At 72.9% G+C, this 26,589-nt stretch carries 21 protein-coding genes, 3 tRNA genes and 1 pseudogene; 11 read left to right on the plus strand and 14 right to left on the minus strand.

The features are described from left to right. Positions 1-26: 26 nt before the first annotated feature. On the minus strand, positions 27-839 hold the full coding sequence (locus BS75_RS20055; protein WP_042438531.1) for a DUF4389 domain-containing protein: 813 nt from the start codon (positions 837-839) through the stop codon (positions 27-29). Between the two features lie 330 nt (positions 840-1,169). Here BS75_RS20055 and BS75_RS20060 point away from each other — a divergent pair, with 330 nt between their 5' ends. The 5 genes and pseudogenes from BS75_RS20060 (at position 1,170) to BS75_RS20075 (ending at position 5,207) form a co-directional block, all read left to right on the plus strand. Then, on the plus strand, positions 1,170-2,054 hold the full coding sequence (locus tag BS75_RS20060; RefSeq protein WP_034089240.1) for an alkaline phosphatase family protein: 885 nt from the start codon (positions 1,170-1,172) through the stop codon (positions 2,052-2,054). A 256-nt stretch (positions 2,055-2,310) separates the two neighbouring features. Continuing rightward, positions 2,311-3,195: pseudogene (locus BS75_RS50405) on the plus strand (metal-dependent hydrolase); the annotation flags it as partial. Between the two features lie 447 nt (positions 3,196-3,642). Beyond that, positions 3,643-4,173: a flavin reductase family protein gene (locus tag BS75_RS52250; protein ID WP_408022595.1), complete on the plus strand. Its 531-nt coding sequence runs from the start codon at positions 3,643-3,645 to the stop codon at positions 4,171-4,173. 189 nt (positions 4,174-4,362) lie between these two features. Continuing rightward, positions 4,363-5,034 (plus strand): VIT1/CCC1 transporter family protein, encoded by a 672-nt coding sequence (locus BS75_RS20070; RefSeq protein WP_042438605.1) that lies wholly within the window; start codon positions 4,363-4,365, stop codon positions 5,032-5,034. A gap of 99 nt (positions 5,035-5,133) precedes the next feature. Next, positions 5,134-5,207, plus strand: a tRNA-Asp gene (locus BS75_RS20075). Between the two features lie 390 nt (positions 5,208-5,597). Here BS75_RS20075 and bldC read toward each other — a convergent pair. Together bldC and BS75_RS20085 are read right to left on the minus strand one after the other, a co-directional pair. Then, positions 5,598-5,804 (minus strand): developmental transcriptional regulator BldC, encoded by a 207-nt coding sequence (gene bldC, locus BS75_RS20080; RefSeq protein WP_034089242.1) that lies wholly within the window; start codon positions 5,802-5,804, stop codon positions 5,598-5,600. Positions 5,805-6,423: 619 nt separating this feature from the next. Further along, positions 6,424-7,419, minus strand: a complete 996-nt coding sequence (locus BS75_RS20085; RefSeq protein WP_034089243.1) for a hypothetical protein — start codon at positions 7,417-7,419, stop codon at positions 6,424-6,426. Positions 7,420-7,709: 290 nt separating this feature from the next. Between BS75_RS20085 and BS75_RS20090 the strand changes: the two genes are divergently transcribed. Next, positions 7,710-8,813, plus strand: coding sequence for a Glu/Leu/Phe/Val dehydrogenase dimerization domain-containing protein (locus tag BS75_RS20090; protein ID WP_269330736.1), 1,104 nt, complete (start codon positions 7,710-7,712; stop codon positions 8,811-8,813). Between the two features lie 374 nt (positions 8,814-9,187). Next, positions 9,188-9,439 (plus strand): DUF3073 domain-containing protein, encoded by a 252-nt coding sequence (locus BS75_RS20095; RefSeq protein WP_034089245.1) that lies wholly within the window; start codon positions 9,188-9,190, stop codon positions 9,437-9,439. A gap of 192 nt (positions 9,440-9,631) precedes the next feature. Here the strand turns inward: BS75_RS20095 and purM are convergent, their stop codons facing one another. The 4 genes from purM to BS75_RS20115 all read right to left on the minus strand — a co-directional run bounded on the left by purM (position 9,632) and on the right by BS75_RS20115 (position 14,428). Continuing rightward, positions 9,632-10,714, minus strand: coding sequence for a phosphoribosylformylglycinamidine cyclo-ligase (purM, locus tag BS75_RS20100; protein WP_034089246.1), 1,083 nt, complete (start codon positions 10,712-10,714; stop codon positions 9,632-9,634). A gap of 109 nt (positions 10,715-10,823) precedes the next feature. After that, the gene (gene purF / locus BS75_RS20105) at positions 10,824-12,407 is read right to left on the minus strand and encodes an amidophosphoribosyltransferase (RefSeq protein WP_034089247.1); all 1,584 of its coding nucleotides are present in this window, start codon (positions 12,405-12,407) and stop codon (positions 10,824-10,826) included. Positions 12,408-12,507: 100 nt separating this feature from the next. Next, positions 12,508-13,371, minus strand: coding sequence for a sterol carrier family protein (locus BS75_RS20110; protein ID WP_034089248.1), 864 nt, complete (start codon positions 13,369-13,371; stop codon positions 12,508-12,510). Between the two features lie 127 nt (positions 13,372-13,498). Continuing rightward, positions 13,499-14,428 (minus strand): dioxygenase family protein, encoded by a 930-nt coding sequence (locus BS75_RS20115; protein WP_042438526.1) that lies wholly within the window; start codon positions 14,426-14,428, stop codon positions 13,499-13,501. A 141-nt stretch (positions 14,429-14,569) separates the two neighbouring features. Between BS75_RS20115 and BS75_RS20120 the strand changes: the two genes are divergently transcribed. After that, positions 14,570-15,355, plus strand: a complete 786-nt coding sequence (locus BS75_RS20120; RefSeq protein WP_034093401.1) for an SDR family oxidoreductase — start codon at positions 14,570-14,572, stop codon at positions 15,353-15,355. Between the two features lie 119 nt (positions 15,356-15,474). On the opposite strand, the gene purL is transcribed toward BS75_RS20120, so the two are convergent. The 3 genes from purL to purS are packed head-to-tail and all read right to left on the minus strand — an operon-like array spanning position 15,475 to position 18,667. Then, positions 15,475-17,730, minus strand: coding sequence for a phosphoribosylformylglycinamidine synthase subunit PurL (gene purL, locus BS75_RS20125; RefSeq protein WP_034089249.1), 2,256 nt, complete (start codon positions 17,728-17,730; stop codon positions 15,475-15,477). Then, the gene (gene purQ, locus BS75_RS20130) at positions 17,730-18,419 is read right to left on the minus strand and encodes a phosphoribosylformylglycinamidine synthase subunit PurQ (RefSeq protein ID WP_034089250.1); all 690 of its coding nucleotides are present in this window, start codon (positions 18,417-18,419) and stop codon (positions 17,730-17,732) included. Before purQ ends, purL begins: the two co-directional genes overlap by 1 nt. Further along, positions 18,416-18,667, minus strand: a complete 252-nt coding sequence (purS, locus tag BS75_RS20135) for a phosphoribosylformylglycinamidine synthase subunit PurS (RefSeq protein ID WP_030258068.1) — start codon at positions 18,665-18,667, stop codon at positions 18,416-18,418. Before purS ends, purQ begins: the two co-directional genes overlap by 4 nt. Positions 18,668-19,208: 541 nt before the next feature. On the opposite strand from purS, the gene BS75_RS20140 reads away from it, so the two are divergent. The 3 genes from BS75_RS20140 (at position 19,209) to BS75_RS20150 (ending at position 20,029) form a co-directional block, all read left to right on the plus strand. Then, positions 19,209-19,526 carry a histone-like nucleoid-structuring protein Lsr2 gene (locus BS75_RS20140; RefSeq protein ID WP_034089251.1) on the plus strand — a complete coding sequence of 106 codons (318 nt, stop codon included), beginning with the start codon at positions 19,209-19,211 and terminating at the stop codon, positions 19,524-19,526. A gap of 243 nt (positions 19,527-19,769) precedes the next feature. Continuing rightward, positions 19,770-19,844: transfer RNA gene (locus BS75_RS20145), tRNA-Gly, on the plus strand. A gap of 110 nt (positions 19,845-19,954) precedes the next feature. Further along, positions 19,955-20,029 (plus strand) — tRNA-Gly (locus tag BS75_RS20150). A gap of 103 nt (positions 20,030-20,132) precedes the next feature. Here BS75_RS20150 and BS75_RS20155 read toward each other — a convergent pair. From BS75_RS20155 to purD, 4 genes are all read right to left on the minus strand, one after another. Next, positions 20,133-21,050, minus strand: coding sequence for a phosphoribosylaminoimidazolesuccinocarboxamide synthase (locus tag BS75_RS20155; protein ID WP_034089252.1), 918 nt, complete (start codon positions 21,048-21,050; stop codon positions 20,133-20,135). A gap of 181 nt (positions 21,051-21,231) precedes the next feature. Beyond that, entirely contained in the window at positions 21,232-22,749 is a 1,518-nt protein-coding gene (locus tag BS75_RS20160) for a N,N-dimethylformamidase beta subunit family domain-containing protein (RefSeq protein WP_408022547.1), read from the minus strand. Between the two features lie 193 nt (positions 22,750-22,942). After that, on the minus strand, positions 22,943-24,598 hold the full coding sequence (locus BS75_RS20165; RefSeq protein ID WP_034089254.1) for a M48 family metallopeptidase: 1,656 nt from the start codon (positions 24,596-24,598) through the stop codon (positions 22,943-22,945). A 475-nt stretch (positions 24,599-25,073) separates the two neighbouring features. Beyond that, the gene (gene purD / locus BS75_RS20170; RefSeq protein WP_034089255.1) at positions 25,074-26,318 is read right to left on the minus strand and encodes a phosphoribosylamine--glycine ligase; all 1,245 of its coding nucleotides are present in this window, start codon (positions 26,316-26,318) and stop codon (positions 25,074-25,076) included. Between the last annotated feature and the right edge of the window lie 271 nt (positions 26,319-26,589).

Here is a 26,589-nt window from a genome sequence, read left to right on the forward strand (position 1 = left end):
CACTGCGGTAACAGCCGCCGCCCGGGCTACCGCAGGGCCGGGGCCACCGCCGGGGCGGCCGAGGAGGCGTTCGAGTCGTGGTCGGAACTCCCGCCGGACTCCCCGCCGGTGGTGCCGCCGGCGACCAGCCCCACCACCAGGAACAGCACCAGCAGCGCCTTCGCCGCACCGCTGAGCACCAGCGGCCGGGTGGCCGAGACCACCGGCCCGGTCGGCCGGTCGCCGTCGCCGAACAGCCGCTTGGGGTAGGCGGAGGAGAGCAGCAGGCTGTACGCGCCGAACCGCATGGAGAAGCGGAGGACCGCCGCCGTGGCCTCGAACAGCGGCCTCGGCATCCGGCCGAGGACCAGCACGACCAGCCAGACGAAGAAGGAGAGCACGGTCCAGCCGCCGACGGCCAGCGCCTGGACGATCGCGGCCGGGATCATCAGCAGCAGCCGGAAGAAGACCGCGAGCCGGTTCAGCGTCCCGGGCCGCACCTCCACCTGGACCAGGTGGTCGACCGGCAGGAACAGCGCGAACGGCGGGTAGCTGTCGACCAGCAGCATCGAACTGGAGGCCACCCGGGTCTCGTAGGCGAGGTAGCCCGCGAGGTAGCGGGCGGTCGGGGCCGGCATCCGGCCCAGCACCAGCGCGCCGAACCAGGCCGCGACCACCACGAAGAAGGCGACGACGGACAGCGCCCAGACCACCACGTACTGCGGGATCAGCAGCAGGTGGCGCAGCAGCACGGTGAGCCGGCGCTGGCGGCCGGGCTCCGGGACGTCCAGGGCCGGCAGCCATTCACCGGCCCCGTGCTCCCGGGGTGGTTCCGGTGCTGCCCAGGTGGCGTTCGCCATGTCCGCGCTCCTTCGGCCGGGCCGCCCGTCGCCCCGGTGCGTCCACGCTCGCAGCTGGGGCGTGGCCGGGCACCCCGGCGGACCCGTCCGGTCGACCCGCGCCGGCCGCGGACCGCGGGCCTGCACCGCTCGCCGCTCGCGGATCGCGGTTCGCGGTTCGCGGTCCGCACTGCCGTCCTCCCGGCGAACTCCCGGTGTCGGCCGGGTGAATGCTTGGACCGGCGGACCAAGGGAGCCCGGGCGCGGAGGGCCCCGGGCGGGCCGGGGCCGCGGCGCCGGTGGGTAGGGTGCCGCCAACCCCCCTTCCCCCGAACGAACGGAAGAACAGCTGTGTCCAGTACCTGGCCCGCCGGCCCCCGCCGCGTCCTGGTCGTCGGCATCGACGGCGTCCGACTCGACCTGCTCCCGGAGCTGGACACCCCGCACCTGGACTCCGTGGCCGCGGCCGGCTTCCTGGCGCCGGTCGAGGTCGACGAGGCCACGCCGACCATGTCCGGGCCGTGCTGGGCCACCATCGCCACCGGTGTCGGCGTCGCCAAGCACGGCGTCTTCGGCAACCACTTCGGCGGCAACCGGCTGGACGTCTTCCCGGACTTCACCACCCGGCTGGCCTCGGCCCACCGGCGGCGCACCTTCGCGGCCGGCGGCTGGGAGCCGCTGTTCCTGGCCCGTGAGGGCGGCCCGCTGTTCGCCGCCCCCGGCCGGCTCTCCTACGTGGCACCGCTGGAGGACTCCCCGGAGGCCTGGGAGGTCTGCGACGAGCGGGTGACCGCCGAGGCCGTGTACGTGCTGGGCGGCGCGGACGACCCGCAGGCGTCCTTCGTCTACCTGGGCGCGGTCGACGAGACCGCCCACTTCCTGGGCTGCGGGGCGGAGTACCGCCGCTCGATCGCCCTGGCCGACCAGCGGCTGGGCCGGCTGCTGGCGGCGGTCCGCGGCCGCTCGACCCATGCCGAGGAGGAGTGGACGGTGATCGTGGTGACCGACCACGGCCATGTCGACGCGGGCGGCCACGGCGGGCGCAGCACCGTGGAGCGGACGGCCTGGGTGGCCGCCTCCGGCCCCGGCATCGCGGCCGGCGGGCCGGTCCTGCCGGTCCGCCACGTCGACGTCGCGGCGCAGGTCTACGCCGCCCTGGAGATAGCCCCCGACCCGCACTGGACCCTGGAGGGCCGCCCGTTCACTCCGGCCGCCGAACCGGCGCCGGTCGGCTGAGCCCCCGGCGTACTCCTGGCAGCGGCGCGCGCCCGCCCCGGTCCCGACGACCGGCGGCGGGCGCGCCGTTGGGTACCGGGGGTCTGTGTACGCAGAGGGCCTGTTGCCGTGCACCCGTTCGGCGCTATGTTGACACAAAGTCTCATAAGCGGCCCGCACCTCGCCTCCGGCGGCAGACCTCCACCGAAGGCCGGTACGGACCGCATTCGCCGTACTACGCTCTGCCAGGGCCGAGCCGGAGCCGCAGGAGGACGTCATGCCCGCCGTTTCCACCGAACACGCGCAGCTGCGCCCGCGCCGGGTCGCCTTCGACTGGAGCGACACCCCGCTGCACTGGGTGCCGGGCGACCCCTTCTCCACTCACATGATCAATGTGCTGCACCTGCTGCTGCCGGCCGGTGAGCGCTGGTTCGTCCACGTCTACAAGCAGATCCTGCCGCTGGTCCGCGACCCCGCCCTGCGCGAGGACGTGATCGGCTTCATCGGCCAGGAGGCGATGCACGCCCAGGCCCACTCCACCGTGCTGGACCACCTGCGGGCCCAGGGGCTCGACCCCACCCCGTACACCGAGCAGATGGACTGGTTCTTCGAGCACCTGCTCGGCGACACCACCGCGCCGCCGCTGGGCCGGCGCTGGTGGCTGATGGAGCGGGTCGCGATCATCGCCGCGATCGAGCACTACACCGCCGTCCTCGGCAAGTGGGTGCTGGACGCGGAGGGCTTCGAGCGGTACGGCGCCGACCCGATGATGCTGGACCTGCTGCGCTGGCACGGCGCGGAGGAGGTCGAGCACCGCTCCGTCGCCTTCGACGTCTTCCAGCACCTGGACGGCGGCTACGGGCGGCGGCAGCGGACCATGGCCATCGTCTTCCCGACCATGGCCTGGCTGTGGGTGCGCGGGGTGAAGTTCTTCCTGGCGAACGACCCCGAACTCACCCCCGCCCAGCGGCGGGCGGCCGAACCGCACCTGCGCGACTGGGTCAGGGCCGGACGGGCCGACCTGGTCCCCGCGCCGAAGATGCTCCTCGCCGCCGTGCCGCGCTACCTGCGCCGCCGCTACCACCCCTCACAGGAGGGCTCGACCGCGAAGGCCCTGGCCTATCTGGCGAGCTCCCCGGCCGCGCGGGCGGCCGAGGCAGCCGCCGCGCCGCCCGTGCTGGAACTGGTCGTGGCCGGGCGCGGCCGTCCGGCCGAGGACGTCGCCGAGCTGCGGCTCGCGGCGGCCGACGGGGGCGAGCTGCCGGCCTGGGAGCCCGGCGCCCACCTGGACCTGCTGCTGCCCTCCGGCCTGGTCCGGCAGTACTCCCTCTGCGGCGACCCGGCCGACCGCTCGGCCTACCGGATCGCGGTCCGGCTCACCGAGGACAGCCGGGGCGGCTCCCGCGAGGTCCACCAGGCACTCACGCCCGGCGCGCGGATCGACGCGCACCCGCCGCGCAACCGCTTCGCCTCCGGCGACGACCCCGAGCGCCCGCAGTTCTTCGTCGCCGGCGGCATCGGCATCACCCCGATCCTGCCGAAGGTCCGCGCGGCCGCCGCCCGGGGCGCCGACTGGCAGCTGCTCTACCTCGGCCGTTCGCGCCCGACCATGCCCTACCTCGACGAAGTCGAGGCTCTGGACGGGCTCGGGGCCGTCGAGGGGTCGGTCGGACGGGTCCGCGTCGTCGCCACCGGGACCGAGGGCCGGCCCGACCTCGCCGCCGCGCTGGCCGGGGCCCCGGCCGACGCCGAGGTCCAGGTCTGCGGCCCGGAAGGGCTGACCGACGCCGTGGTCGCCGCCCTGGCCGAGCTGCGCCCCGGAGCCGAGGCCCGGCTGGAGCGCTTCCACCCCGCCGGGGGCGCGGCGGACCAGGCCGACGCCGAGGTCGAGGTCGAGCTCGCCCGCAGCGGCCGGACGGTCACCGTCCCGGCCGCGCGCAGTGTGCTCGGCGCCCTCCGCGAGGAACTGCCCGACCTGCCCTACTCCTGCGAGCAGGGCTTCTGCGGCACCTGCCGGGCCACCGTGCTGGCCGGGACGCCGGACCACCGCGGCGAGGCGCTGACCGAGGCGGAGCAGGAGGACTCGATGCTGCTCTGCGTCTCCCGCAGCCGGGACGGCCGACTGGTGCTGGACCTCTGACCGCACCCCTCTCCATGGCCACCGCCTCTCCATGGCCACCGGCCACGGCCGCGACCCCGGGCCGCCAGGGTCGCGGCCGGACCGGTGCCCGGGGAGACTGATGCCGTGACAGCTGACGAGGCGGACGCCGCGCGCCCCCCGGACGGGCCGGACGGCCAGGCGCACGAGGGCGAGGCGCACCAGAACGGCATCGGCGGCCGGCTGAACTGGCTCCGGGCCGCCGTGCTCGGCGCGAACGACGGGGTGGTGTCCACGGCCGGCCTGGTGGTCGGCGTGGCCGGGGCGACCAGTTCCGCGGACGCCCTGCTCACCGCCGGCCTGGCCGGACTGCTGGCCGGCTCGCTGTCGATGGCGGCCGGCGAGTACGTGTCGGTCAGCACCCAGCGGGACTCCGAGCAGGCCGCCCTGGACCAGGAGCGCCAGGAGCTCCGGACCACGCCCGAGGCCGAGCTGGCCGAACTGGCCGGGCTCTACCGGGCCAAGGGCCTGGACGCGGAGCTGGCCCAGGCAGTGGCGGTCCAGCTGACCCGCCACGACGCGCTGGCCGCGCACGCCGAGACCGAGCTGGGCATCGACCCCGACGGGCTGGCCAACCCCTGGCACGCCGCCTTCGCCAGCTTCCTGGCCTTCACCGTGGGGGCGCTGCTGCCGCTGCTGGCGATGGTGCTGCCGCCCGCGTCGGTCCGGCTGCCGATCACCGTGGTGTCGGTGCTGGCGGCGCTCACCGGCTGCGGCTGGATCAGCGCCCTGCTGGGGAGGGCCCCGGTCCGCCCGGCGGTGCTGCGCAACGTGGCCGGCGGCGCCCTCGCCATGGCGATCACCTACGGCGTCGGCGAGCTGCTGGGCGCCTCCGGCGCCTGAGCCCGGGCCTGCGGGCCCGGTGCCCACCTGCGGTTCGACCAGGGGGCTGCGGATGGAGTACAGTTCCGTTGTCGCACAGCAAGCGGGTGCGTCGCTCAAGGCCTCGTGGAGCAGTTGGTTAGCTCGCCACCCTGTCAAGGTGGAGGTCGCGGGTTCAAGTCCCGTCGAGGTCGCATGATGCAGAAGGCCCGGATCCGAATGGATCCGGGCCTTCTGCATTTCCGCAGGCCATCCAGGGAATGTGACCTGGATCACTTAAGTATTCTTTACCTTCTCATACCTTTTCCCGCGCCACCAGGAACAACAGCAGCAGAGGTAATTTAATATATACAATTGCACACAAAAACCAGTGGCCCCGCAGGTCCCGAACGGAACGCAGGACTGGCCGAAAACATACTTGACGGGTCCCCCGGCCGGAGAAAAACAAAGCCGTACCGAACCCGGCGGAGTTCGGTACGGCTCTGCTTTTCAAGATCCTCGGCCTACTGCGTGCCGAACGGATGCGCCCGTCGCTGGGACATCCGACGCGGAAGGACGAGGGCAAGACTCGGGTCCGCCCGGCCTCAGACTTCGCCACGCTGCTGCGGGATACCCGCAAGCAGCGCACGAACCTCGGCCTCACGGTAACGACGATGCCCACCGAGCGTACGGATCGACGTGAGCTTGCCGGCCTTGGCCCAGCGAGTGACCGTCTTAGGGTCAACGCGGAACATGGTGGCAACCTCAGCCGGCGTCAGCAGCGGTTCGGCATCAGGGGTGCGAGCGGTCATGAGCGGCCTCCTCGGGAGAACCGAACCAACACGGTTCTTTCCTTCAAATTCTGCACCTTGGACCGGGATGCCCGAAATGGCGCACACCGACCAAGTCGGTAATAGGACGAACGGCTTGTCCTCGGCACTACAACTACACCATCCGTCCAGTTCCATCGGCCAAACCGTCGGAATTGACCCCTGCGGGGCCAAGTCTCGACGGATGCAGATGGACCATCCCATAGCGGACAGTCACGAGATGGTGACGATCGGTCATGGTCTGGACCAGTCCCCCCGCTCCCCCGCGAAGACGTTCAGATCCCCCGTGGTGCGGGCCGCCGTTTCCGCGTCTTTGCGGAAGAAGGTCGGCACAGTCCACAGTGAGGCTGGTTGTCCTATTTTGGCACGGTGAGAGTACTTCGAGTCAACGGTGAGTCACATCACGTTTGTAACACCTTGACCCGATCCAGGACGTTGGTCCTATGTGGGTGGGGGATAAGTGACTCTGTGATGCATGAGGGAAGGATGCCACGCGTGTCCGACAGCTCCCGTGTTCGAACGTGGCGCGATCCGTCGTGGCGGAACCCCGCCAGGGCCTGCCAGGACTGCTCCGTGAACGATGACCCCAGGTCAGCGGCGTTCAGTTCGCGTACTGCAGTTCCTGGATGCGCCGCCAGCGCTCGGTGATCGCCCGGTAGGACAGGCCCGCCAGCACCCCGTCCCCGGCCCGCAGCGCGGCCACTCCGGCCGCGACCTGGCGGGCCGTGTGATCGTCCGCCAGCGAGGCCTCGGGGACGGCGTGGACCAGGCCGCCGTAGTCCAGCTCCACCAGCGAGCGGGGGTGGAACTCCTCCAGCCAGCGGCCGACCTCCTCCACCGCGTCCACCAGCGGCCCGTCGTCCAGGTTCTCCCGCAGCACCCGGAAGCCCCGGGCGAACCGGCGCCGGGCCTGGGCCATCGGCGTCCGGTAGCGCAGCACCGGCGCGGGGGGCTCCTCCGCGCCGCCGGACGTCTCGCCCGCCGCGGTCCCGCCGGTGCCACCGGTCCCGGCCGCGTCCTCCTCCGGCTCCGCCGACTCGGCCGGGCCGCCCGGCCCGGTCGGCCGGGCCGGCAGCGAGGGCAGGGCCGGCCGCGAGGGCACGAACTCCCGCTCGCCGTCGTCGAACAGCAGGAACCACGAGACCGGGACGTTCCAGGTGCTGGTCAGGATCCACGGACGGCCGTCCGGGTGCTCCTCGCGCCAGCGCTCCCAGTCCGCCTCGGCCTGCTCCCGGACGACCGGCGGCAGCAGCGCGTCCAGCAGCGGTTCGGGCAGTGCGCCCTGCAGCTCCTCCAGCGCGATCCAGCTGCGCAGCCGGGTCCACCAGGGGCAGAGGTAGACCACGCCGTCCAGCTCCTGGACGAAGGCGTCCCGGCTCTCCCGCTCGGGCACCGCCACCGGCGGGACGGCGATCAGGTCGGCCAGCCGGCGGCGGCCCTCCTCCAGGGCCGTGGCGGGGGCGCTGCCCGGGTCGCGGCGCTCGTCGGCGTAGACCTGCCAGTACGACCGCTCCGGCTCGGGAAAGGCCGTCAGCGGCTCGTAGACGCGCAAGTAGGCGGCGTAGGGGGGCCGCACCGAGGTCCGCAACGTAGGCACGTCTCGCATCGTCGCACGGCGGCGGGCTCCTGTGGCCCGGAAGCGCGTGCTCCGGCACGAACACCGGGAAACCGGCGGCCTGCGGCGAGGAGAACGGATCCAGTACCCGGACCGGTCCCCACAGCCCGCCCCGGGGGATCTACGCTGCTGCCATCCCACCGGTGCCGCCCCACCGGTGCCGCCCAACCTGCGGCAGCGACGGCGGTACTCACCGCGTCCGCACCACCGTCGCGGACGCCGTCCGACATGGAGTCACCACCGTGACCGACCAACAGCACCGCTCCGGAGTCCTGCACCGGATCTTCGCATCCGAGTCCGCCGCCGCCCCCGGCGACAGCCACGAGCAGGTCGTCCTCTGCCACGACCGCGACAGCGGCCTCAAGGCCGTCATCGCGATCCACTCCACCGCCCTGGGCCCGGCCCTCGGCGGCACCCGCTTCCACGCGTACGCCAGCGAGGAGGAGGCCGTGCAGGACGCGCTGAACCTGGCGCGCGGCATGTCCTACAAGAACGCCCTGGCCGGGCTCGACCTCGGCGGCGGCAAGGCTGTGATCATCGGCGACCCGACGAAGGTCAAGACCGAGGCGCTGCTCCGCGCCTACGGCCGCTTCGTCCAGTCCCTGGGCGGGCGCTACGTCACCGCCTGCGACGTCGGCACCTACGTGGCCGACATGGACGTGATCGCTCGCGAGTGCGACTACGTGACCGGCCGCTCGCCCGAGTACGGCGGCGCCGGGGACTCCTCGGTGCTGACCGCCTTCGGCGTGTTCCAGGCCATGCGGGCCTGCGCCCAGCGGCGCTGGGGCGCCCCCACACTGGCCGGACGCCGGGTCGGCGTGGCCGGTGTCGGCAAGGTCGGCCACTACCTGGTCGAGCACCTGCTGGAGGACGGCGCCACGGTCGTGGTCACCGACGTGAACCAGGCCGCGCTGGACCGGGTCAGGACCGCCCACCCGGGCATCGAGGTGGCGGCGGACGCCGCGGCGCTGATCCGGGCCGACCTGGACGTCTACGCCCCCTGCGCGCTCGGCGGCGCCCTGGACGACGCCACCGTGGCCGCGCTGACCGCCTCCGTGGTCTGCGGGGCGGCCAACAACCAGCTGGCCCACCCCGGCGTCGAGAAGGACCTCGCCGACCGCGGGGTGCTGTACGCCCCGGACTACCTGGTGAACGCCGGCGGGGTGATCCAGGTCGCGGACGAGATCGAGGGCTTCGTCTTCGAGCGGGCCAAGGCCAAGGCCGCCAAGATCTTCGACACCACCCTGGAGATCTTCGCCCGGGCCGAGGCCGACGGCGTGCCCCCGGCCGTCGCCGCCGACCGGCTCGCCGAGAAGCGGATGGCCGACATCGGCCGGCTCCGCTCGATCCTGCTCCCGGGCGACCGTCGGCGCTGACCCGGCCGCCGCCGCTCGCTCGGCCGCCCGGCCGGCCGAGCGGCGGTCCGGACAGGAACGCCGTTCTCACCTGATGCCCCCGAACGGGGGATGCCGACTGCTCGTACGGGGGATAATCGTCCCGGAGCGGTCACGCCGACCGCCCCGGGAAGTGTCCGGCAAAACCCGCCCGCTACGCTTGTGACCTGCACCGACACGGTCACTTGGAGGGGCAGCGTGCGCAACGTCGCACGGGCGGCGTACCGTACGGCGCTGTAAGCAGGTACCGTTATTGCTCAAAGGACCGACCCTCTCACTCCGCGAGGGGTCGTTTCTCATCATGAACGCGTGTCAAGACTCGGGGCCATGAGCCCCGTCGTTGAGGGGGTCGAGCCATGGGGCGCGGCCGGGCCAAGGCCAAGCAGACAAAGGTCGCCCGCCAGCTGAAGTACGGCGACGTGGGTTTCGACCCGTCACGCCTGGCCAACGAGCTGGGTGCATCGCCTTCGAACGTGTCGGTCAATCCGGAACCGTTCGAGGATGACGACGAGGACGATGATCCGTACGCCTCGTACGCACAGCTGTACAACGGCGAGGACGACGACGAGGACGACGAGGGCGCGGGCCCGTACCGCAAACAGGCCTGAGCTCGTCCAGCCAGTCGAACAGCCGATCCGGTGGCAACCGGGTCGGCCATTCGGCGTTCCCGGGGCGGTTGCGCGCCGGTCCTGTGCCGAGCGGCGGCGGCCGGACGGCCGGGCCGGGCCCCGGAACGGCTGGAGGGGGCGCAGCCGACGGCCGCGCCCCCTCCAGGTGTTCCGGGTGCCCAGGGGCGCCGATCAGGCCTCGTACGCCCCGTAGAGGGCCGCGCCGCCGTTGTCCCACTCGCCGCCGCGGTCGACGACGTCGCCGAGCAGCCAGGCCTCGACGTCCCGGTCCGCCAGCACGGCCAGCACGGTGTCCACGGACTCCGGCGGGACGACCGCGACCATGCCGACGCCCATGTTCAGGGTCTTCTCGATCTCCAGCGTCTCCATCCGGCCGACCTCGGCCACGGTGTGGAAGACCGGCAGCGGGTTCCAGGTGCCCCGGTCGAGCCGCGCGTGCAGCCCCTCGGGGATGACCCGGGCCAGGTTGGCGGCCAGGCCGCCACCGGTGACGTGGGAGAAGGCGTGGATCTCGGTGGACCGGGCCAGGGCCAGGCAGTCCAGCGAGTAGATCCGGGTCGGCTCCAGCAGCTCCTCGCCGAGGGTCCGGCCGAACTCCTCGACCTGCCGGTCGAGCTTCCAGCCGGCCTCGTTCAGCAGCACGTGCCGGACCAGCGAGTAGCCGTTGGAGTGCAGTCCGGAGGCGGCCATGGCGATCACCACGTCCCCGGCGCGCACCCGGTGCGCGCCGAGCAGGGCGTCCGCCTCGACCACGCCGGTGCCGGCGCCCGCGACGTCGTACTCGTCCGGGCCGAGCAGCCCGGGGTGCTCGGCGGTCTCGCCGCCGACCAGGGCGCAGCCGGCCAGCACGCAGCCCTCGGCGATGCCCTTGACGATCTGCGCGACCCGCTCCGGGTGGACCTTGCCGACGCAGATGTAGTCGGTCATGAACAGCGGCTCGGCGCCGCAGACGACCAGGTCGTCCACGACCATGCCGACCAGGTCGTGGCCGATGGTGTCGTGCTTGTCCAGGGCGGCGGCCAGGGCGACCTTGGTGCCGACGCCGTCGGTGGCCGAGGCCAGCAGCGGGCGCTGGTAGCGCTTGAGGGCGCTGGCGTCGAACAGCCCGGCGAAGCCGCCGATGCCGCCGACGACCTCGGGCCGGGTGGCCTTGCCGACCCACTGCTTCATCAGTTCGACGGCGAGGTCGCCGGCCTCGATGGAGACGCCGGCGGCGGCGTAGGTCGCGCCGGTGCTGGTGGTCTGGTCGCTCACGGGAACGGCCCTTCCGGGTCGGGGTGGATCGGGGAACCGCAGCGGCGGGACTGCGAACGGCGCAGCGATTTTCCGAGTCGGGGGTGGGTCTGAGGAACGCTGGGCCGGGCTAGGGGCGGCGCAGCGCGTCGGCGCCGCCGATTCCGCCGAGCATGGACTGCACGCCGTCGGCGTCCGAGCGGAGCTTGCCGCCGCCGCGCACGCCCGGGGCCTTGGCCGCCGAGGCGATCTCGGCCTCCAGCAGGTGCTTGCCGAGCAGCTGCGGGTCGGGCAGCTCCATCGGGTACTCGCCGTCGAAGCAGGCCCGGCAGAGCCGGTCCTTGGGCTGGTCCGTGGCCTCGACCATGCCCTCGATGGAGATGAAGGAGAGCGAGTCCGCGCCCAGCGAGGAGCGGATCTCGTCGACCGTGAGGCCGTTGGCGATCAGCTCGGCCCGGGTCGCGAAGTCGATGCCGAAGAAGCAGGGCCACTTGATCGGCGGGGAGGAGATCCGGATGTGGACCTCGGCCGCGCCGGCCTCGCGGAGCATCCGGACCAGCGCGCGCTGGGTGTTGCCGCGGACGATCGAGTCGTCCACGACGACCAGGCGCTTGCCCCGGATGACGTCCTTGAGCGGGTTCAGCTTCAGCCGGATGCCGAGCTGCCGGATGGTCTGGTTGGGCTGGATGAAGGTCCGCCCGACATAGGCGTTCTTGACCAGGCCCGAGCCGTAGGGGATGCCGCTCTCCTCGGCGTAGCCGATGGCGGCGGGCGTCCCCGACTCCGGGGTCGCTATCACCAGGTCGGCCTCGGCCGGGGCCTCCCGGGCCAGCCGGCGCCCCATCTCGACGCGCGAGAGGTGGACGTTGCGCCCGGCGATGGTGGTGTCGGGACGGGCCAGGTAGACGTACTCGAAGACGCAGCCCTTGGGCTTGGCCTCGGCGAACCGGGAGGTCCGCAGCCCGTTCTCGTCCACGGCGATCAGCTCGCCCGGCTCGACCTCGCGGACGAAGGTCGCGCCGACGATGTCGAGTGCGGCGGTCTCCGAGGCGACCACCCAGCCGCGCTCCAGCCGGCCCAGCACCAGCGGGCGGATGCCCTGCGGGTCACGGGCGGCGTAGAGGGTCTGCTCGTCCATGAAGACCAGCGAGAAGGCGCCCTTGACCTTCGGGAGCACCTGCTGCGCGGTCTCCTCGATGGTCAGCTCGGGGTGGCCCGCCAGCAGCGCGGTGACCAGGTCGGTGTCGTTGGTGACGGCCGACCGGCCGGAGCGGGAGGTGTGCTGCTCACCGGGGAGCTCGGCGACCATCGTCGCCAGCTCCGCGGTGTTCACCAGGTTGCCGTTGTGGCCGAGCGCCAGCGAGCCCTGGGCGGTGGCCCGGAAGGTCGGCTGGGCGTTCTCCCACACGGAGGAGCCGGTGGTGGAGTAGCGGGCGTGGCCGACGGCGATATGGCCGAGCAGCGCGCCCAGGGAGGTCTCGTCGAAGACCTGCGAGACCAGACCCATGTCCTTGTAGACGAGGATCTGGGAGCCGTTGCTCACTGCGATACCGGCGGACTCCTGTCCGCGGTGTTGCAGGGCGTACAGCCCGAAGTAGGTGAGTTTGGCGACCTCTTCACCGGGGGCCCAGACACCGAAGACGCCGCAGGCGTCCTGGGGGCCCTTCTCGCCGGGAAGGAGGTCATGGCTGAGTCGTCCGTCACCGCGTGGCACGTGACCGAGTCTAGGGCAGTACCGGACCACCGGCCGAACGGGGATGAAGCCCAGGTCACCGGCGATCGCGGGAACACGCGTAGATCCGAGCCCAGGGAGCTCAGCCCATCACAGGGAGTAGCGCCGAGAGGTCGCTGCGTTCCCCGCCCGCCGTGAGTTGCGCCACTCCGCCCTCGGCTCCGGTGAGCTGCGCCCAGGTCGTCCGGCCGGTGGCGAGGCGGATCCACGGCAGCGGCGCGGTCTCGACCACATTGGGCGGCGTGCCGCGGGTGTGCCGGGGGCCGGCCACGCACTGGACCACCGCGAACGGGGGGATCCGCAGCTCCACGGAGCCGCCGGGGGCCTGGGCGGCGAGGGAGTCGGCGAGCAGCCGGGTGGCCGAGGCCAGGGCGTGCCGGTCGTGCGGGAAGGCCTCGGGCGCGGGGTAGCGGTCCGGCAGGGCGGCGGCGAGGTCGTCGGCGTGGACGACGGTCTCGACCAACCGGGTGACCAGGTAGTCGTCCAGCAGCATCGGGCCGAAGCGGATCGGCAGCCGGAGCGCGGGCGAGAGGTCCTCGGCGAGCAGCTTCAGCGCCCGGTCGACGGCGTGGTCGAGGGCGGCGGCGACCTCGGCCGGGCTGCCGCCGAACTCCGCCGCCCCGCGCTCCCGGGCGTGGTCGGCGATGGCCGGGGCACCGGTCCGGGTCGCGGCCACCCAGTCGGTGGGCGCCAGCGGGGCGGCGTCACCGGTCGACAACCCGAGGTTGTCGCTCAGCGAGTCGAAGACGCTGCCGAGGTGGGCGACCAGCTCCCGGACCCGCCAGTCGCCCAGCCGGGTCGGCCCGGCCAGCAGTCGCTCGGCCTCGGGGTCGGCGCAGAGCCGGGCGACGGCGCCGCGCAGCGCCTCGGCCTGGGCGGCCAGGGCGGCCCGGGACTTCAGCCGGTCGTAGCTGCGGGGACGGGGGGTACGGGCGGCGGGTGGCATGGCAGCGAGGGTAGAACCGATCACCGCCCGTCGCCAGGACCGGGGCGGGGCGGGATCGGAGCCCGGCCGGGATGCCCTGCGCCCTCGGCCCGGGCCGTGTCGAGCCGGAGCTCCACGGGCGCGGCGCTCATCCGGCCGCTCCGGCCGGCCCGTGGTGGAACGGCCCGTGGTGGACCGGCCCGCTGTCCGCCAGCACGATGTCGAAGTCCAGCCGCCACCAGGGGGCCGTGAGCCGCCGCCCCTCGGGTCCGTGGCCGGCCGGCTGCCGCCGGAACTCCACGACCAGGGAGTCCTTCACCCCGAAGACCGCGTCGGAGCCGAGGTGGGGGTCGCCGGCCGCGAACACATGGGTGGTCAGCGTGCGGTAGCCGGGGGCGGTGACCAGGAAGTGGATGTGCGCCGGGCGCATCGGGCCGCGCCCGGCGGCGGTCAGCAGCTCGCCGACCGGTCCGTCGTGCGGGATCGGGTACGGGGCCGGCCGCACCGACCAGAAGCGGTAGCCGCCCTCGGCGTCGGTGAACAGGTGCGCCCGGTTGGCGACCGGCCCGCCCTCGTACTGGACGTCGTAGTAGCCGTCCTCGTCGGACTCCCACAGCTCGATCCGGGCGCCGGGCACCGGGCTGCCGTCGGTGCCGCGCACCGTCCCGGCGACGTAGCAGGGCTCGCCGGAGGCCACCCCGGCGATGTCCGCGCCCAGTTCGGCCCGGGGCGAGCCCTCGACGAAGAAGGGCCCGAGCACGGTCGACTCGGTCACCCCGGCGTCCCGGCCCGGGTGGTTGGCCCCGACGGTGGCCATGGACACCCCGAGCACGTCGGAGAGCAGGATGAACTCCTGCCGGGCGGGGCCGCTCAGCTGCCCGGTGCGGGTGAGGAAGTCGATACCGAGCGCCCACTCGGCCTCGGTCAGTCCGACCTCGCCGACGAAGGCGTGCAGATGCCGCACCAGGGCCTGGAGGACGGTGCGGAAGCGGTCGTCCGAGGCTCCGTCGAAACTTGCTTGCACCGACCGGGACAGCTCACCGAGCATGTTCTCCGGCTTCGGGTCCGCTGCTGCCATGGCTGGGCCGCCCTCGTGGTTCGCTCGCCCGGTCGCCCGGGCACCGGCGCGTCAGTGTGTCGGCGCACAGCGTCCGCCCGCCGCCCCCGTCCGTGCAAGCCCGCCTCTGCCCGCCTGTCAGTTCACCCGAGGAGCGCCGCCATCAGCAACCCCGGCACAGAGACCCCCGGCACCCGCCCGCTCGCCCTGGTCACGGGGGCCGGACGGGAGCGGGGCATCGCCTTCGCCGTGGCACTGCGGCTGGCCGAGACCGGCTGGGACGTGGCCTTCAGCCACTGGCCGCAGTACGACGCCGGGATGCCCTGGGGCCGGGACACCGACGCCGCGGCCCGACTGGGCGAGCGGCTGACCGCGCTCGGGGCGCGGTCGCTCGCGGTCGAGGCCGACCTGGCCGACCCGGCGGCGCCGGCCGCGCTCTTCGACACGGTCCAGCGGGAGCTGGGCCCGGTGACCGCCCTGGTGCTGCTGCACGCCGAGTCGGTCGACTCGGACCTGTCCGGCACCACGGTCGAGAGCTTCGACCGGCACTTCGCCGTCAACGCCCGTGCCACCTGGCTGCTGGTCCGCGAGTTCGCCGCGCGCTTCACCGGCGCACCGGAGTCGGCGGTCGGCCGGATCATTGCCTTCACCAGCGACCACACGGCCGGCAACCTGCCCTACGGGTCGAGCAAGGGCGCGCTGGACCGGATCGTGCTGGCGGCCGGCCAGGAGCTGGCGGGGCGCGGGATCACCGCCAATGTCATCAATCCGGGCCCGGTGGACACCGGCTGGATGACCTCGGAACTCATCGCGGAGATCGTCTCCTCGACCCCGCTGGGCCGGCTCGGCACCCCGCGCGACGCCGCGCACCTGGTCGGCTTCCTCTGCTCGCCGGAGGGCGGCTGGATCAACCGGCAACTGCTGATGAGCAACGGCGGGCTGGCCTGACCGCCGGTCCTCGGCCACCAGCTGCCGCAGCCCGGTCGATCCGGGCTGCCTCCCGACGCGCTGCTGCCCCCGTGACCGGTCGGTCACGGGGGCAGCAGCGGTCGCGCTCTGACGTGTCGTCAGCCGAGCAGCGCCTCGATCACGCCGGTGTGGGCCTCGCGCAGCTCGGCCAGGGTCAGCGTGAACTGTCCCTGGACCTCGACCACGTCGCCGTCGACCACGCCGATACGGGTCGCCGGGAGGCCCCGGACGCCGCACATCTCGGTGAAGCGGAGCTCCTCGCTGCGCGGGACGGAGACGACCGCACGGCCGGCCGACTCGCTGAAGAGGAACACGAACGGGTCGAGCCCGTCCGGGACCACCAGGCGCGCGCCCTTGCCGCCGCGCAGGCAGCTCTCGGTCAGCGCCTGGATCAGGCCGCCGTCGGAGAGGTCGTGCGCCGCGTCGACCATGCCGTCGCGGGAGCCCGAGATCAGGATCTCGGCGAGCAGCCGCTCGCGCTCCAGGTCCAGCCTGGGCGGCAGGCCGCCCAGGTGGTCGTGCGCGACCTGGGACCAGGCCGAGCCGCCCAGCTCGTCGGCGGTGTCGCCGAGCAGGTAGACCAGCTGGCCCTCCTCGGCGAAGCCGATCGGGGTGCGGCGGTTGACGTCGTCGATGACGCCGAGCACGGCCACCACCGGCGTCGGGTGGATCGCCACCTCACCGGTCTGGTTGTAGAGCGAGACGTTGCCGCCGGTGACCGGGGTGCCCAGGATCTGGCAGGCGTCGGCCAGGCCGCGGGTGGCCTCGGCGAACTGCCACATCACGTCCGGGTCCTCGGGGGAGCCGAAGTTGAGGCAGTCCGAGACCGCGAGCGGCTTGGCGCCGGTGGCGGCGACATTGCGGTACGCCTCGGCCAGGGCCAGCTGCGCGCCGGTGTACGGGTCGAGCTTGGCGAAGCGGCCGTTGCCGTCGGTGGCGATGGCGACGCCGAGGTTGGACTCCTCGTCGATCCGGACCATGCCGGAGTCCTCCGGCGTGGACAGCACCGTGTTGCCGAGGACGTAGCGGTCGTACTGACTGGTGATCCAGGACTTGTCGGCCTGGTTCGGCGAGCCGACCAGCTGCAGCGCGGCAGCGCGCAGCTCCTCGCCGCTGACCGGGCGCTTCAGCCGCTCGGCGGTGGGCGCGTCGGCCTGCAGCGCGTCCTGCCAGGACGGGCGGGCGAAGGGCCGGTTGTAGGTCGGGCCGTCGTGGGCGACGCTGCGCGGCGGCACGTCCACGATCTGCTCGCCGTGCCAGAAGATCTCCAGCCGCTCGCCCTCGGTGACCTCACCGATGACGGTCGCGATGACGTCCCACTTCTCGCAGATCTCCAGGAAGCGGTCGACCTTCTCCGGCTCGACGATGGCGCACATCCGCTCCTGCGACTCGCTCATGAGGATCTCCTCGGGCGAGAGCGTGGCGTCGCGCAGCGGCACGGTGTCGAGCTCGACCCGCATCCCGCCGGAGCCGGCCGAGGCCAGCTCGCTGGTGGCGCAGGAGAGCCCGGCGCCGCCGAGGTCCTGGATGCCGAGGACGAGCTTCTCCCGGAAGACCTCCAGGGTGCACTCGATCAGGAGCTTCTCCTGGAACGGGTCGCCGACCTGGACCGCCGGGCGCTTGGCCGGGCCGGTCGCGTCGAAGGTCTCCGAGGCCAGCACCGAGACGCCGCCGATGCCGTCGCCGCCGGTCCGCGCCCCGTAGAGGATGACCTTGTTGCCGGCGCCCGAGGCCTGCGCGAGGTGGATGTCCTCGTGCTTCATCACGCCCACGCAGAGCGCGTTGACCAGCGGGTTGCCCTGGTAGCAGGGGTCGAAGACGACCTCGCCGCCGATGTTCGGCAGGCCCAGGCAGTTGCCGTAGCCGCCGATGCCGGCCACGATCCCGGGCAGCACCCGGCGGGTGTCCGGGTGGTTCGGCGCACCGAAGCGCAGCGGGTCCATCACCGCGACCGGGCGGGCGCCCATCGCCAGGATGTCCCGGACGATGCCGCCGATGCCGGTGGCCGCGCCCTGGTAGGGCTCGATGTAGGACGGGTGGTTGTGCGACTCGATCTTGAAGGTGACCGCGTAGCCCTGGCCGACGTCCACGACGCCGGCGTTCTCGCCGATGCCGACGAGCATGGCGTCGTTGGCCGGGGCCTTCTCGCCGAACTGCTTGAGGTGGACCTTGCTCGACTTGTAGGAGCAGTGCTCGGACCACATGACCGAGTACATGGCCAGCTCGGCGCCGGTCGGACGGCGGTCCAGGATCTCCCGGATCCGCGCGTACTCGTCCGGCTTGAGGCCGAGCTCGGCCCACGGCTGGTCGGCGTCCGGGGTGCCGGTCGCGTGCTGGACGGTGTCGAGAGTCATCAGGCGCTCACCAGCTGCTTCAGGATCGAGGCGAAGAATCCGAGCCCCTCGGTGCCGGATCCGGTGCCGGGTCCGGTCAGCGGCTCGACCGCGTGCTCCGGGTGCGGCATCAGGCCGACGACGTTGCCGGCGGCGTTGCTGATGCCGGCGATGTCGCGGTAGGAGCCGTTGGGGTTGACGTCGAGGTAGCGGGCGACCACCCGGCCCTCCGCCTCCAGCGCGTCGAGGGTGTGCTCGTCGGCGACGAAGCGGCCCTCGCCGTTCTTCAGCGGAACGGTGATCTCCTGGCCCTGCTCGTAGGCGTTGGTCCAGGCGGTGCCCGCGTTCTCGATCCGCAGCTTCTGGTCGCGGCAGACGAAGTGCAGGCTCTCGTTGCGGGTCAGCGCACCGGGCAGCAGGTGCGACTCGCAGAGCACCTGGAAGCCGTTGCAGATGCCGAGCACCGGCATCCCGGCCCTCGCCTGCTCGATGATCGTGTCCATCACCGGCGAGAAGCGCGAGATCGCACCGCAGCGCAGGTAGTCGCCGTACGAGAAGCCGCCGGGCAGCACGATCGCGTCGACCTGGTGCAGGTCCTGGTCGCGGTGCCAGAGGGCGACCGGCTCGGCGCCTGCCAGCCGGACGGCTCGCTGGGCGTCACGGTCGTCGAGGGAGCCGGGGAAGGTGACTACGCCGATGCGAGCGGTCACTTCTCCTCCTCCACCCTCACGGTGAAGTCCTCGATGACGGTGTTGGCGAGGAAGGTCTCGGCGGCTTCCCGGATACGGGCGAGGGCGGCGTCATCGACCGGCCCTTCCAGTTCCAGCTCGAAGCGCTTGCCCTGACGGACGTCCGCGATCCCGGCGAAGCCCAGACGCGGCAGCGCGCGCTGCACCGCCTGGCCCTGGGGGTCGAGGATCTCCGGCTTGAGCATGACGTCGACAACGACGCGTGCCACGGGTACTCCCGGTGGTTTCTGGTGCGGGGGGACTTCCAGACTACCGGGGGTCGGAGCGGGCTTTGGATTCTCGTCCACGGCGACGCGCGTAGACAGCAATGGCCGCACGGATGATCGCACAAACGGGGGGTGGGACTCCGGAGTCGGGCTCCGCCCCTGTTCCGGGCCCCGGCCGGGCCGGGGCCCGGGCAAAGGAACAAGGGCCCCGCAGTCGGAATTTACCTCTTTCGTCGCATTCGGACAGAGAGTTCCGACTCCGACCACAACCCGCCCCGCTACGCATTAGCAGGACCCGGCACCGGCTGTCCACAGGTTTCGACAGGGTATCGGCGAGGTATCGAAGCGACACGGAATATCGGACAGAAAATCCTGCCTCATCGATTTTCTCGGGATTTAGGGGCAGAATGAGCCCATCGGCCGCAGTGTTGTTCCGCAGCCGGTCAGCAGTGGTGTCCGCAGAGTTGCGGGCAGCAGAACATACCTCCGACCTGCGGGCTTGGACCGTCGCTGCGGCGATGCCAATCCCGAGAGGATTGGCATCATGGCTCAGCGCGTAGTGGTCACTCTCTCCGACGACATCGATGGTGGGACGGCCGAGGAAACCGTGCAGTTCGCGGTGGACGGCAAGTCGTACGAGATCGACCTGTCCACCCAAAACGCCGAAAAGCTGCGGAACATGCTCGCGCCTTATGTGGCCGCAGGTCGCAAGCAGAACCGAGCCGGCAAGACGGTCAAGCACACCGAGATCGCCCCGGATCCGAAGACGGTCCGCGCCTGGGCGCAGTCGCGCGGGATCGATCTGCCGGCCCGGGGCCGACTGCCGAAGCACGTGTACGAGGCCTTCGCCGAGGCGAGCTGAGCCCGCACGGACCGGAGCCGGAGCGGGCGGGGGCACGGGCCTCCCGCCCGCATCCCGCCCGCTCCCGCCGGACACCGGACACTGGACACCGGGGTCCAGCGTGGGGGCAAAACAGACTTTTCTGCCCTGATCGTGGCGAAGCACCCATCCGCGTTGATCACCTCTCGGGGGATGGGCTAATGTTCTTCTCAGCGGAAGACGCCGCAGACGAAAGCCGAAAGGCCAGGTCAACGGGGTCAACTCGCAGGTGTAGCTCAGTAGTAGAGCGCTCCCCTTCCAGGGGAGAGGCACAGTGTGCAATCCCTGTCACCTGCTCCACTCGACGCTCCGAGGGGATGGCGAAAGCCGCTCCGAGGATCAGGTAGAGTAGAGCTCGCCGGAACGGACCGGAGGCCGAAAGGCCGAAGGAAAGCGAAGGCGAACGCCACGCGGATGTGGCTCAGTGGTAGAGCATCACCTTGCCAAGGTGAGGGTCGCGGGTTCGAATCCCGTCATCCGCTCCAGTAGGACCGAAGGGCGCACTCGTCGAGTGCGCCCTTCGTCGTTTCCCGGCCCCGGCGCCCGTGCCCGCGCGTCCCGGGGGGACGCGGGGCGTGGGCGCGGCGGTCAGCTCCAGTTCTGGCCGGTGAGCCGCTCGTAGGCCTCGACGTACTTCTCCCGGCTGAGTTCCACGATCTCGGCCGGCAGCGCCGGCGGCGGCTCCTCCGAGCGGCGGTCCCAGCCCGAGGCGGGCGAGCTCAGCCAGTCCCGGATGAACTGCTTGTCGAAGGAGCGCTGGGCGCGACCCGGCTCCCACTCGTCGGCCGGCCAGAAGCGGGAGGAGTCGGGGGTGAGCACCTCGTCCCCGATGACCAGCTGCGGCTGCTCGCCGGGGGCAGCCGGAAGGGTGCCGAACTCGAACTTGGTGTCGGCGAGGATGATCCCCCGGTCCCGGGCGATGTCACGGGCCCGGCTGTAGACCGCCAGGGTGGTCTGCCGCAGCTGGGTCGCGGCCTCCGCGCCGACCCGGCGGGCGACCTCCTCGTAGGGGACGTTCTCGTCGTGCTCGCCGACCTCGGCCTTGAGCGCCGGGGTGAAGATCGCCGCAGGCAGCTCCGAGCCGTCGACCAGGCCCTCGGGCAGGGCGATCCCGCAGACCGTGCGGAACTGCTGGTACTCCTCCAGCCCCGAACCGGTGAGGTAGCCCCGGGCCACGCACTCCACCGGGAGCATCTCCAGGTTGCGGCAGACCAGCGTGCGTCCGGCCCAGTCCGCCGGGGCCCCCGCCGGAACCTCGGTCGAGATGACGTGGTTGGGCACGATGTCGGCCAGCCGGTCGAACCACCACAGCGAGAGCTGGGTGAGGATCCGCCCCTTGTCGGGGATGTCGGTCGGCAGCACCCAGTCGAAGGCCGAGGTGCGGTCGCTCGCGACCATCACCAGCTCGCCCTCCTCGTTCCGGTACAGGTCCCGGACCTTTCCGGTGTGCAGGTGGATCAGGCCGGGCACCTGAACCGGCACGGGCTTCTCGACAAATCCGCTCAAGGTGTGTCCCTAGGTGGAAGACAGGAGGGTGGGGGCCGCTCCGAGTCTGTCACAGCGAATTCGCCGCGCCCCACGGCGCAAGCCCGGACAACAGTGGACAACAGTGGACAGCCTGAGTCCGATTCTGACGGGACTTCGCGCCGGAACCCGCGCCGGAACCCACACCGGAGGTGCGGAGCGTTCAGTGGACCTTGCAGATGCGGTCCAGCAGGTTGGCGGTCGCCCGCTGCACCCGCTCGTCCGTGTGGGCCGGCCGGTCCAGCGCCGGGGACCAGGAGAAGGTGCCGCTGGCGAAGACGTACGCGCCGCTGGGCGCGCGGTGCAGCGAGGTCTCCTGGTAGCGGGGCGCCCCGGCCGCGTCCCGGTACGGCGAGTGCGCCAGCAGGGCCCGCTCGCTGTGCGCCGGCAGCGGCACCCTCGGGTAGTAGCGGTCGGACTCCCCCGCCACCAGCCCCGGGATCCGGTCGCCGTCCTGGAGGCCGGTGCCCTCCCACAGCCAGTGGTCGGTGTTGTGGACCACCATCGGCGTCGGCTCCGGCACCCGGCCCGCGTACTGGACGCCCAGCAGCAGCTGCTCCGGCTCGCCCTGCTCCCGCCAGAGGGCGCTGCGGGCCGGGGCGGCGCGGCGCTTGCGGCAGGTGAGCAGCCGGTCCGGCTCGCCGGTGATCCCCGGGTCCAGCTCGACCTGCCAGTACATCGAGTTGGCGCTGAGGAAGACCAGCGAGGTGCCGCCGTCCCGGGCGGCCTCGACCGCGCGGCGCATCGGCACCGACCAGTACTCGTCGTGGCCGGGGAAGACCAGGCCCCGGTAGCGGCCGGGGTCGATCCGGCCGGCGTGGAGGTCGGTCGCGTTGGCGTAGGCCAGGTCGTAGCCGTAGCGCTCGGCCCAGCGGATGAAGTCGTAGGCGTGGCCGATGTGCAGCGGCAGCCCGGCCCCCGCGTAGGGGCGGTCGAAGGAGACGGTGACGGCGGCCTCCTCCTCCCCGAGCAGCTCGCCCTTCTCGTTCCAGGCGTGGTAGAGGCTGGCCCCGGACCGGCCGTCCTCCGGGTAGAGGTTGTAGGCCTGCCAGGTGACGTCGGGCAGCAGGAGCAGCAGGTCGGCGGCGCTGTCGGCGGGCGCCCGGACGGTGAACGGGATGTGGCTGCGGTGCCGGTTGTCGGCGGTGGTGAGCACGGCGACATAGGCGCCGGGACTCCAGTGCGGCGGGATCTGCAGCCGCCAGGACATCCACCAGTGGTGGCAGGAGACGGTGCGGTCGGCGACCAGCGGGGCGGGCTGCACCAGCCCGGACAGCCGGGGGCTGGCCGAGACGTGCCGGGCTCCGTCCCCGCCGTAGTGGCCGATCCGGTAGACGTCCACGGTGAAGCCCTGGGCCGGGCGGACGCTGACCCGCAGGTCGAGCGAGCCGCCGAGGTCGGCGCCGGGCGCGGCGAAGCCCTTGATCTGGCCGCCCACGTCGTCGGAGGCCCGGGGCCGGCCTGGGTCGCCCGGGTCGGGGAACTGCTCCGCGTCGAGCGGCTGGCGGGCCCCGGGGAGCGGCCCCTGCCGCTGCCCCCGGTCGACGTACCAGGGGACGATCAGCCCGGTGTCGTCGAAGTACTGGTCCGCACCCCGGAGCCAGGGCAGCGGGCCCTGGCCGAAGGGATCGGTCGCTCCGTGCGCGAGCGCACCGGACTCCCACCGGCGAATCTGGTCCATGACCGCGCCCACCCCCTGACTCTGGTCCGCACGCCGGGCGGAAGACCACCGCCCGAGCCGTGGCCGTACCGTACAGCGGAACATGACGTGCCGTCAGGACGACAGAGCGTCACATTCGGCTGCCGACTCATCACTGCACGTACTCTCATCGTACGTGCTGACTATCCGTCGGAGCACTGTTGGTGGAGATCCTTCATCGCAGTCGCACGGCTTTCTCCACGTGCACGCCGAGATCGGCCAGCCAGCGGCGCAGCGGGGCGTCGTCGGCCTGCTCGACCGCGAGCGCCACCGGGACCGCGAAGTCGTTCCGCCGGACCCCGCCGACGATCAGCACCGGCCCGTCGAGCCAGTCGAGCCCGGGCTCGGCGACGCCGGCGTCCAGGGCGGTGCAGCAGACCAACGCCGACAGGTGCTCGCAGACCAGGTCGTGCCCGGTGCGACGGGGCTGCTGCGCGGTCTCGGCGGAGCGCTCGGCCAGCCCGGCCAGCCGGTCCGGGAGCGCCGCGCCGTCGGCGGCGGGACCGACCAGCGGTCGCAGCCGGTCCAGGACCCGGGCCAGGTCGACCGGTTCGCCGGGGTCGGCAGTGAGGCCGGCGCCGCCGCCGGCCGCCAGCGCGGCCTCCAGCTGGGCGGCCTGGACCCGCCAGGTCCGTTCGACCACGGCCTGCGGGTACTCGTCCCAGTCGACCGGGCCCGCCCCGGCCGGTCCGGCCCCCGGCCGGTCGAAAAGGTGGCCCGCGGTGCCGTAGCCGGCGTAGAAGTGCCGGGCCGCCAGCAGCGAGACGGCCTCGTCGATCCGGCCCGGCTCCTCCAGCAGGTCGCAGGCCGGGCGTTCGCCGAGGCGGCTCTCGAAGCCCTCGGCCAGCCGGTCCCGCCGGGAGAGCTCGGTGAGCGCGGAGACCACGCCCGCGTCCAGCCGCCCCGGCCAGCGGCCTATCCGCCAGGCCGGCAGAGCGACCCGGGTCAGCAGCCGGTCCCAGCCCGCGTAGGCCAGGCCGACCTGCTCCTGGGCGGCGATCCGCTGCCCGTAGTCCACCTGCTTCGCCTGCTCCGAGGCCCAGGCGGCGACGGCCCGCTCCATCTCGGCGGCATGGACCCGGCTGCGGCGCAGCAGCACTGCGGCCGTCCTGCCGACCAGCCGCAGCGCCGGACGCCGCCAGGCGGGCGCCGAGGGGGCGTCGGCGGCGAGGCCGAGGGCAGCGTCCAGGCCCCGGACGAAGCGGCGGGCGGCGGCGATGTCCGGGTCGGCGGAGCAGGCGGTGCCGGCGATGACCGGCGCCAGCAGGGCGCGGAGCTCGGCGACCCGCATCCACCAGATGAACGGGGAGCCGATGACCAGGGTGGGCGCGACCGGCTCGGCCGGACCGCGCCGGTCCAGGACGTCGGCGCCGGCCCGGGGCCCGGCCTCGGAGCGGTGCCGACGGGGCGCGGGCGGGTCCTCCAGCCAGCTGTCGCAGTCGGGGGTGAGCACCACCCGCTCGGGCGCCGGGACCTCCATCCGCTCGGCGACCTCGCGGACCAGCCGGTACAGCTCGGGGGCCTCGGTCTCGGCCAGCGGGACCTCCGGGGTCTGCGGGCGCTCGGCCCGCAGCACGGCGAGGGCGAAGCCGGCCGTGCCCAGCAGCACCGCCAGGGCCACCGCGGAGACCGTCCAGCGGGCGATCCCCCAGGCACCCGCGTCGGCCGAACCGGCCGCCCCCAGCCGCCCGGTGAGGCCGCCGAGGATCAGCACGGCCGCGACGGCGGCCGGGAGCACGGCGACGGCCAGGGCACGGCCGCGAAGTCGCAGCACAGCCTGTGCGCGTGCCCGCGCCGCCTGCATACCGGCCGTGGCGCTGGTACCGGCCATGTTCGGATCACCCCCTGCCGCTGACGCTCACCGCCCCGGTCGTCCGGGTCGGATCAGGTCCTTGTCTGATCCGACGCGCAACCGGGGTGAGGTGTTCCAGGAACGGTCCGGAACCACTCGGATCGGTGATTCCCTCTGGACCGCAGCTTGCCCCCTCGCCGCTCGGTGTACCCGCGCGGCACCGCGCCGGAGGCCCCTGGACGAGGCCTGGCCGAGCGGTCCAGGGCACCATAAGGCCGAGGGCGGCCCATCGTCAGCCGGATCGGCTTCCCGTCACTCGAAGGGTTCGCGGGCTGCGGCTGTTCGCGCCCGCAGCGACGGCGGACGGCACCGGGCCGGGGTGTTGCTCCCGCCGGGTGGCGCCCCGCCGGACGACGAACGGCCGGACGACGAACGGCCGGGCCCGGAGGTGCCGGGCCCGGCCGAGGTCGCGCGGGTGCTGCTGAACGGTGCCCCTGGTGCGGGGGCGGCGGCGTCAGACCTGGGCGGCGATGTCCCCGCGGTGGTGCGCACCGGCCAGACCGATCCGCTCGGTCGCCGCGTAGGCCCGGGTCCGGGCCTCCGCGATGTCCCGGCCGGTCGCGGTGACCGACAGGACCCGACCGCCGGCGCTGAGCACGGTCTCGCCGTCCTCGGCCAGCCGGGTGCCGGCGTGCAGGACGTAGCTGGTGCCGTCGGCGGCCTCGGCCTCGGCCAGCCCGGTGATCGGGTCGCCGCTGCGCGGGGACTCCGGGTACCCCTCGGCCGCGATGACCACGGTCACCGCCGCGCCCTCGCGCCAGCGGAGCTCGGGGAAGTCCGCCAGGTGACCGGTGGCGGCGGCGTGCAGCAGACCGCCCAGGGGCGTCTTCAGCCGGGCCAGCACGACCTGGGTCTCCGGGTCGCCGAAGCGGGCGTTGAACTCGATGACCCGGACCCCGCGCGAGGTGATCGCGAGCCCGGCGTACAGCAGGCCGGAGAACGGGGTGCCCCGGCGGCGCAGCTCGTCCACGGTGGGCTGGAGGACCGTCTCCAGGACCTCGTCGACCAGCTTCGGGTCGGCCCAGGGCAGCGGCGAGTAGGCGCCCATGCCGCCGGTGTTGGGGCCCTCGTCGTTGTCGTAGGCGCGCTTGAAGTCCTGGGCGGGCTGGAGCGGGATCACCGTCTCGCCGTCGGTGACGGCGAAGAGCGAGACCTCCGGGCCGTCCAGGAACTCCTCGATGACGACGCGCTCGCAGGAGGCGGCGTGGTCGACGGCGGCCTGCAGGTCCGAGGTGACGACCACGCCCTTGCCGGCCGCCAGCCCGTCGTCCTTGACCACGTAGGGCGGCCCGAACGCGTCGAGGGCGTGCGCGGCCTCCTCCGGCGTCGTGCAGACGTAGGAGCGCGCGGTGGGGACGCTGGCGCCCGCCATCACATCCTTGGCGAAGGCCTTGGAGCCCTCCAGCTGGGCGGCCTGCCCGCTGGGCCCGAAGACCGGGATGCCGCGCTCGCGCACGGCGTCGGCGACGCCCGCCACCAGCGGGGCCTCCGGGCCGACGACCACGAGCTCGGCGCCCAGGGCGACGGCCAGGTCGGCGACGGCGGCGCCGTCCAGCGGGTCGACCGGGTGGACCTGGGCGACCTGCGTGATCCCGGCGTTGCCGGGGGCGCAGTGCAGGGCGGTTACTTGCGGATCGAGCGAGAGCGCGCGGCACAGGGCATGTTCGCGGGCGCCGCCGCCGATAACGAGGACCTTCACAGGTCCGAGCCTAGTGCCTGTGCCCGGGGCCTCCGACTGTCCTGCCGACGCATCCGGACGTAACACCGCAAATCACCCCGGGGTCAGGTCTCCCACCGCCGGAGCACCCACCCGTACGGGTGAGACTGCTTCGGCCCCGGTGACCCCCTGGGCAGCGCCTCGACCACCCCCGAAACACTTGCCCCAGAAGTTTTCGCACAACAATCCCAGCGAATCTGCAACCATGGTCAGCCATTTGGCGGTAAGAACATGGTGTTTGACGACTGGGACA

This window comes from Streptacidiphilus albus JL83, from assembly GCF_000744705.1.
In the GTDB taxonomy this organism is placed as follows: Bacteria; Actinomycetota; Actinomycetes; order Streptomycetales; family Streptomycetaceae; genus Streptacidiphilus; species Streptacidiphilus albus.

Bases quoted from the DNA above. Each gene is read 5' to 3' on its own strand.
- BS75_RS20055 (WP_042438531.1), bottom strand. From the start codon at position 839: ATGGCGAACGCCACCTGGGCAGCACCGGAACCACCCCGGGAGCACGGG.
- BS75_RS52250 (WP_408022595.1), top strand. From the start codon at position 3,643: ATGCCCTACCTCGACGAAGTCGAGGCTCTGGACGGGCTCGGGGCCGTC.
- bldC (WP_034089242.1), bottom strand. From the start codon at position 5,804: ATGACCGCTCGCACCCCTGATGCCGAACCGCTGCTGACGCCGGCTGAG.
- BS75_RS20095 (WP_034089245.1), top strand. From the start codon at position 9,188: ATGGGGCGCGGCCGGGCCAAGGCCAAGCAGACAAAGGTCGCCCGCCAG.
- BS75_RS20110 (WP_034089248.1), bottom strand. From the start codon at position 13,371: ATGCCACCCGCCGCCCGTACCCCCCGTCCCCGCAGCTACGACCGGCTG.
- BS75_RS20115 (WP_042438526.1), bottom strand. From the start codon at position 14,428: ATGGCAGCAGCGGACCCGAAGCCGGAGAACATGCTCGGTGAGCTGTCC.
- purL (WP_034089249.1), bottom strand. From the start codon at position 17,730: ATGACTCTCGACACCGTCCAGCACGCGACCGGCACCCCGGACGCCGAC.
- BS75_RS20140 (WP_034089251.1), top strand. From the start codon at position 19,209: ATGGCTCAGCGCGTAGTGGTCACTCTCTCCGACGACATCGATGGTGGG.
- BS75_RS20160 (WP_408022547.1), bottom strand. From the start codon at position 22,749: ATGGACCAGATTCGCCGGTGGGAGTCCGGTGCGCTCGCGCACGGAGCG.
- BS75_RS20165 (WP_034089254.1), bottom strand. From the start codon at position 24,598: ATGGCCGGTACCAGCGCCACGGCCGGTATGCAGGCGGCGCGGGCACGC.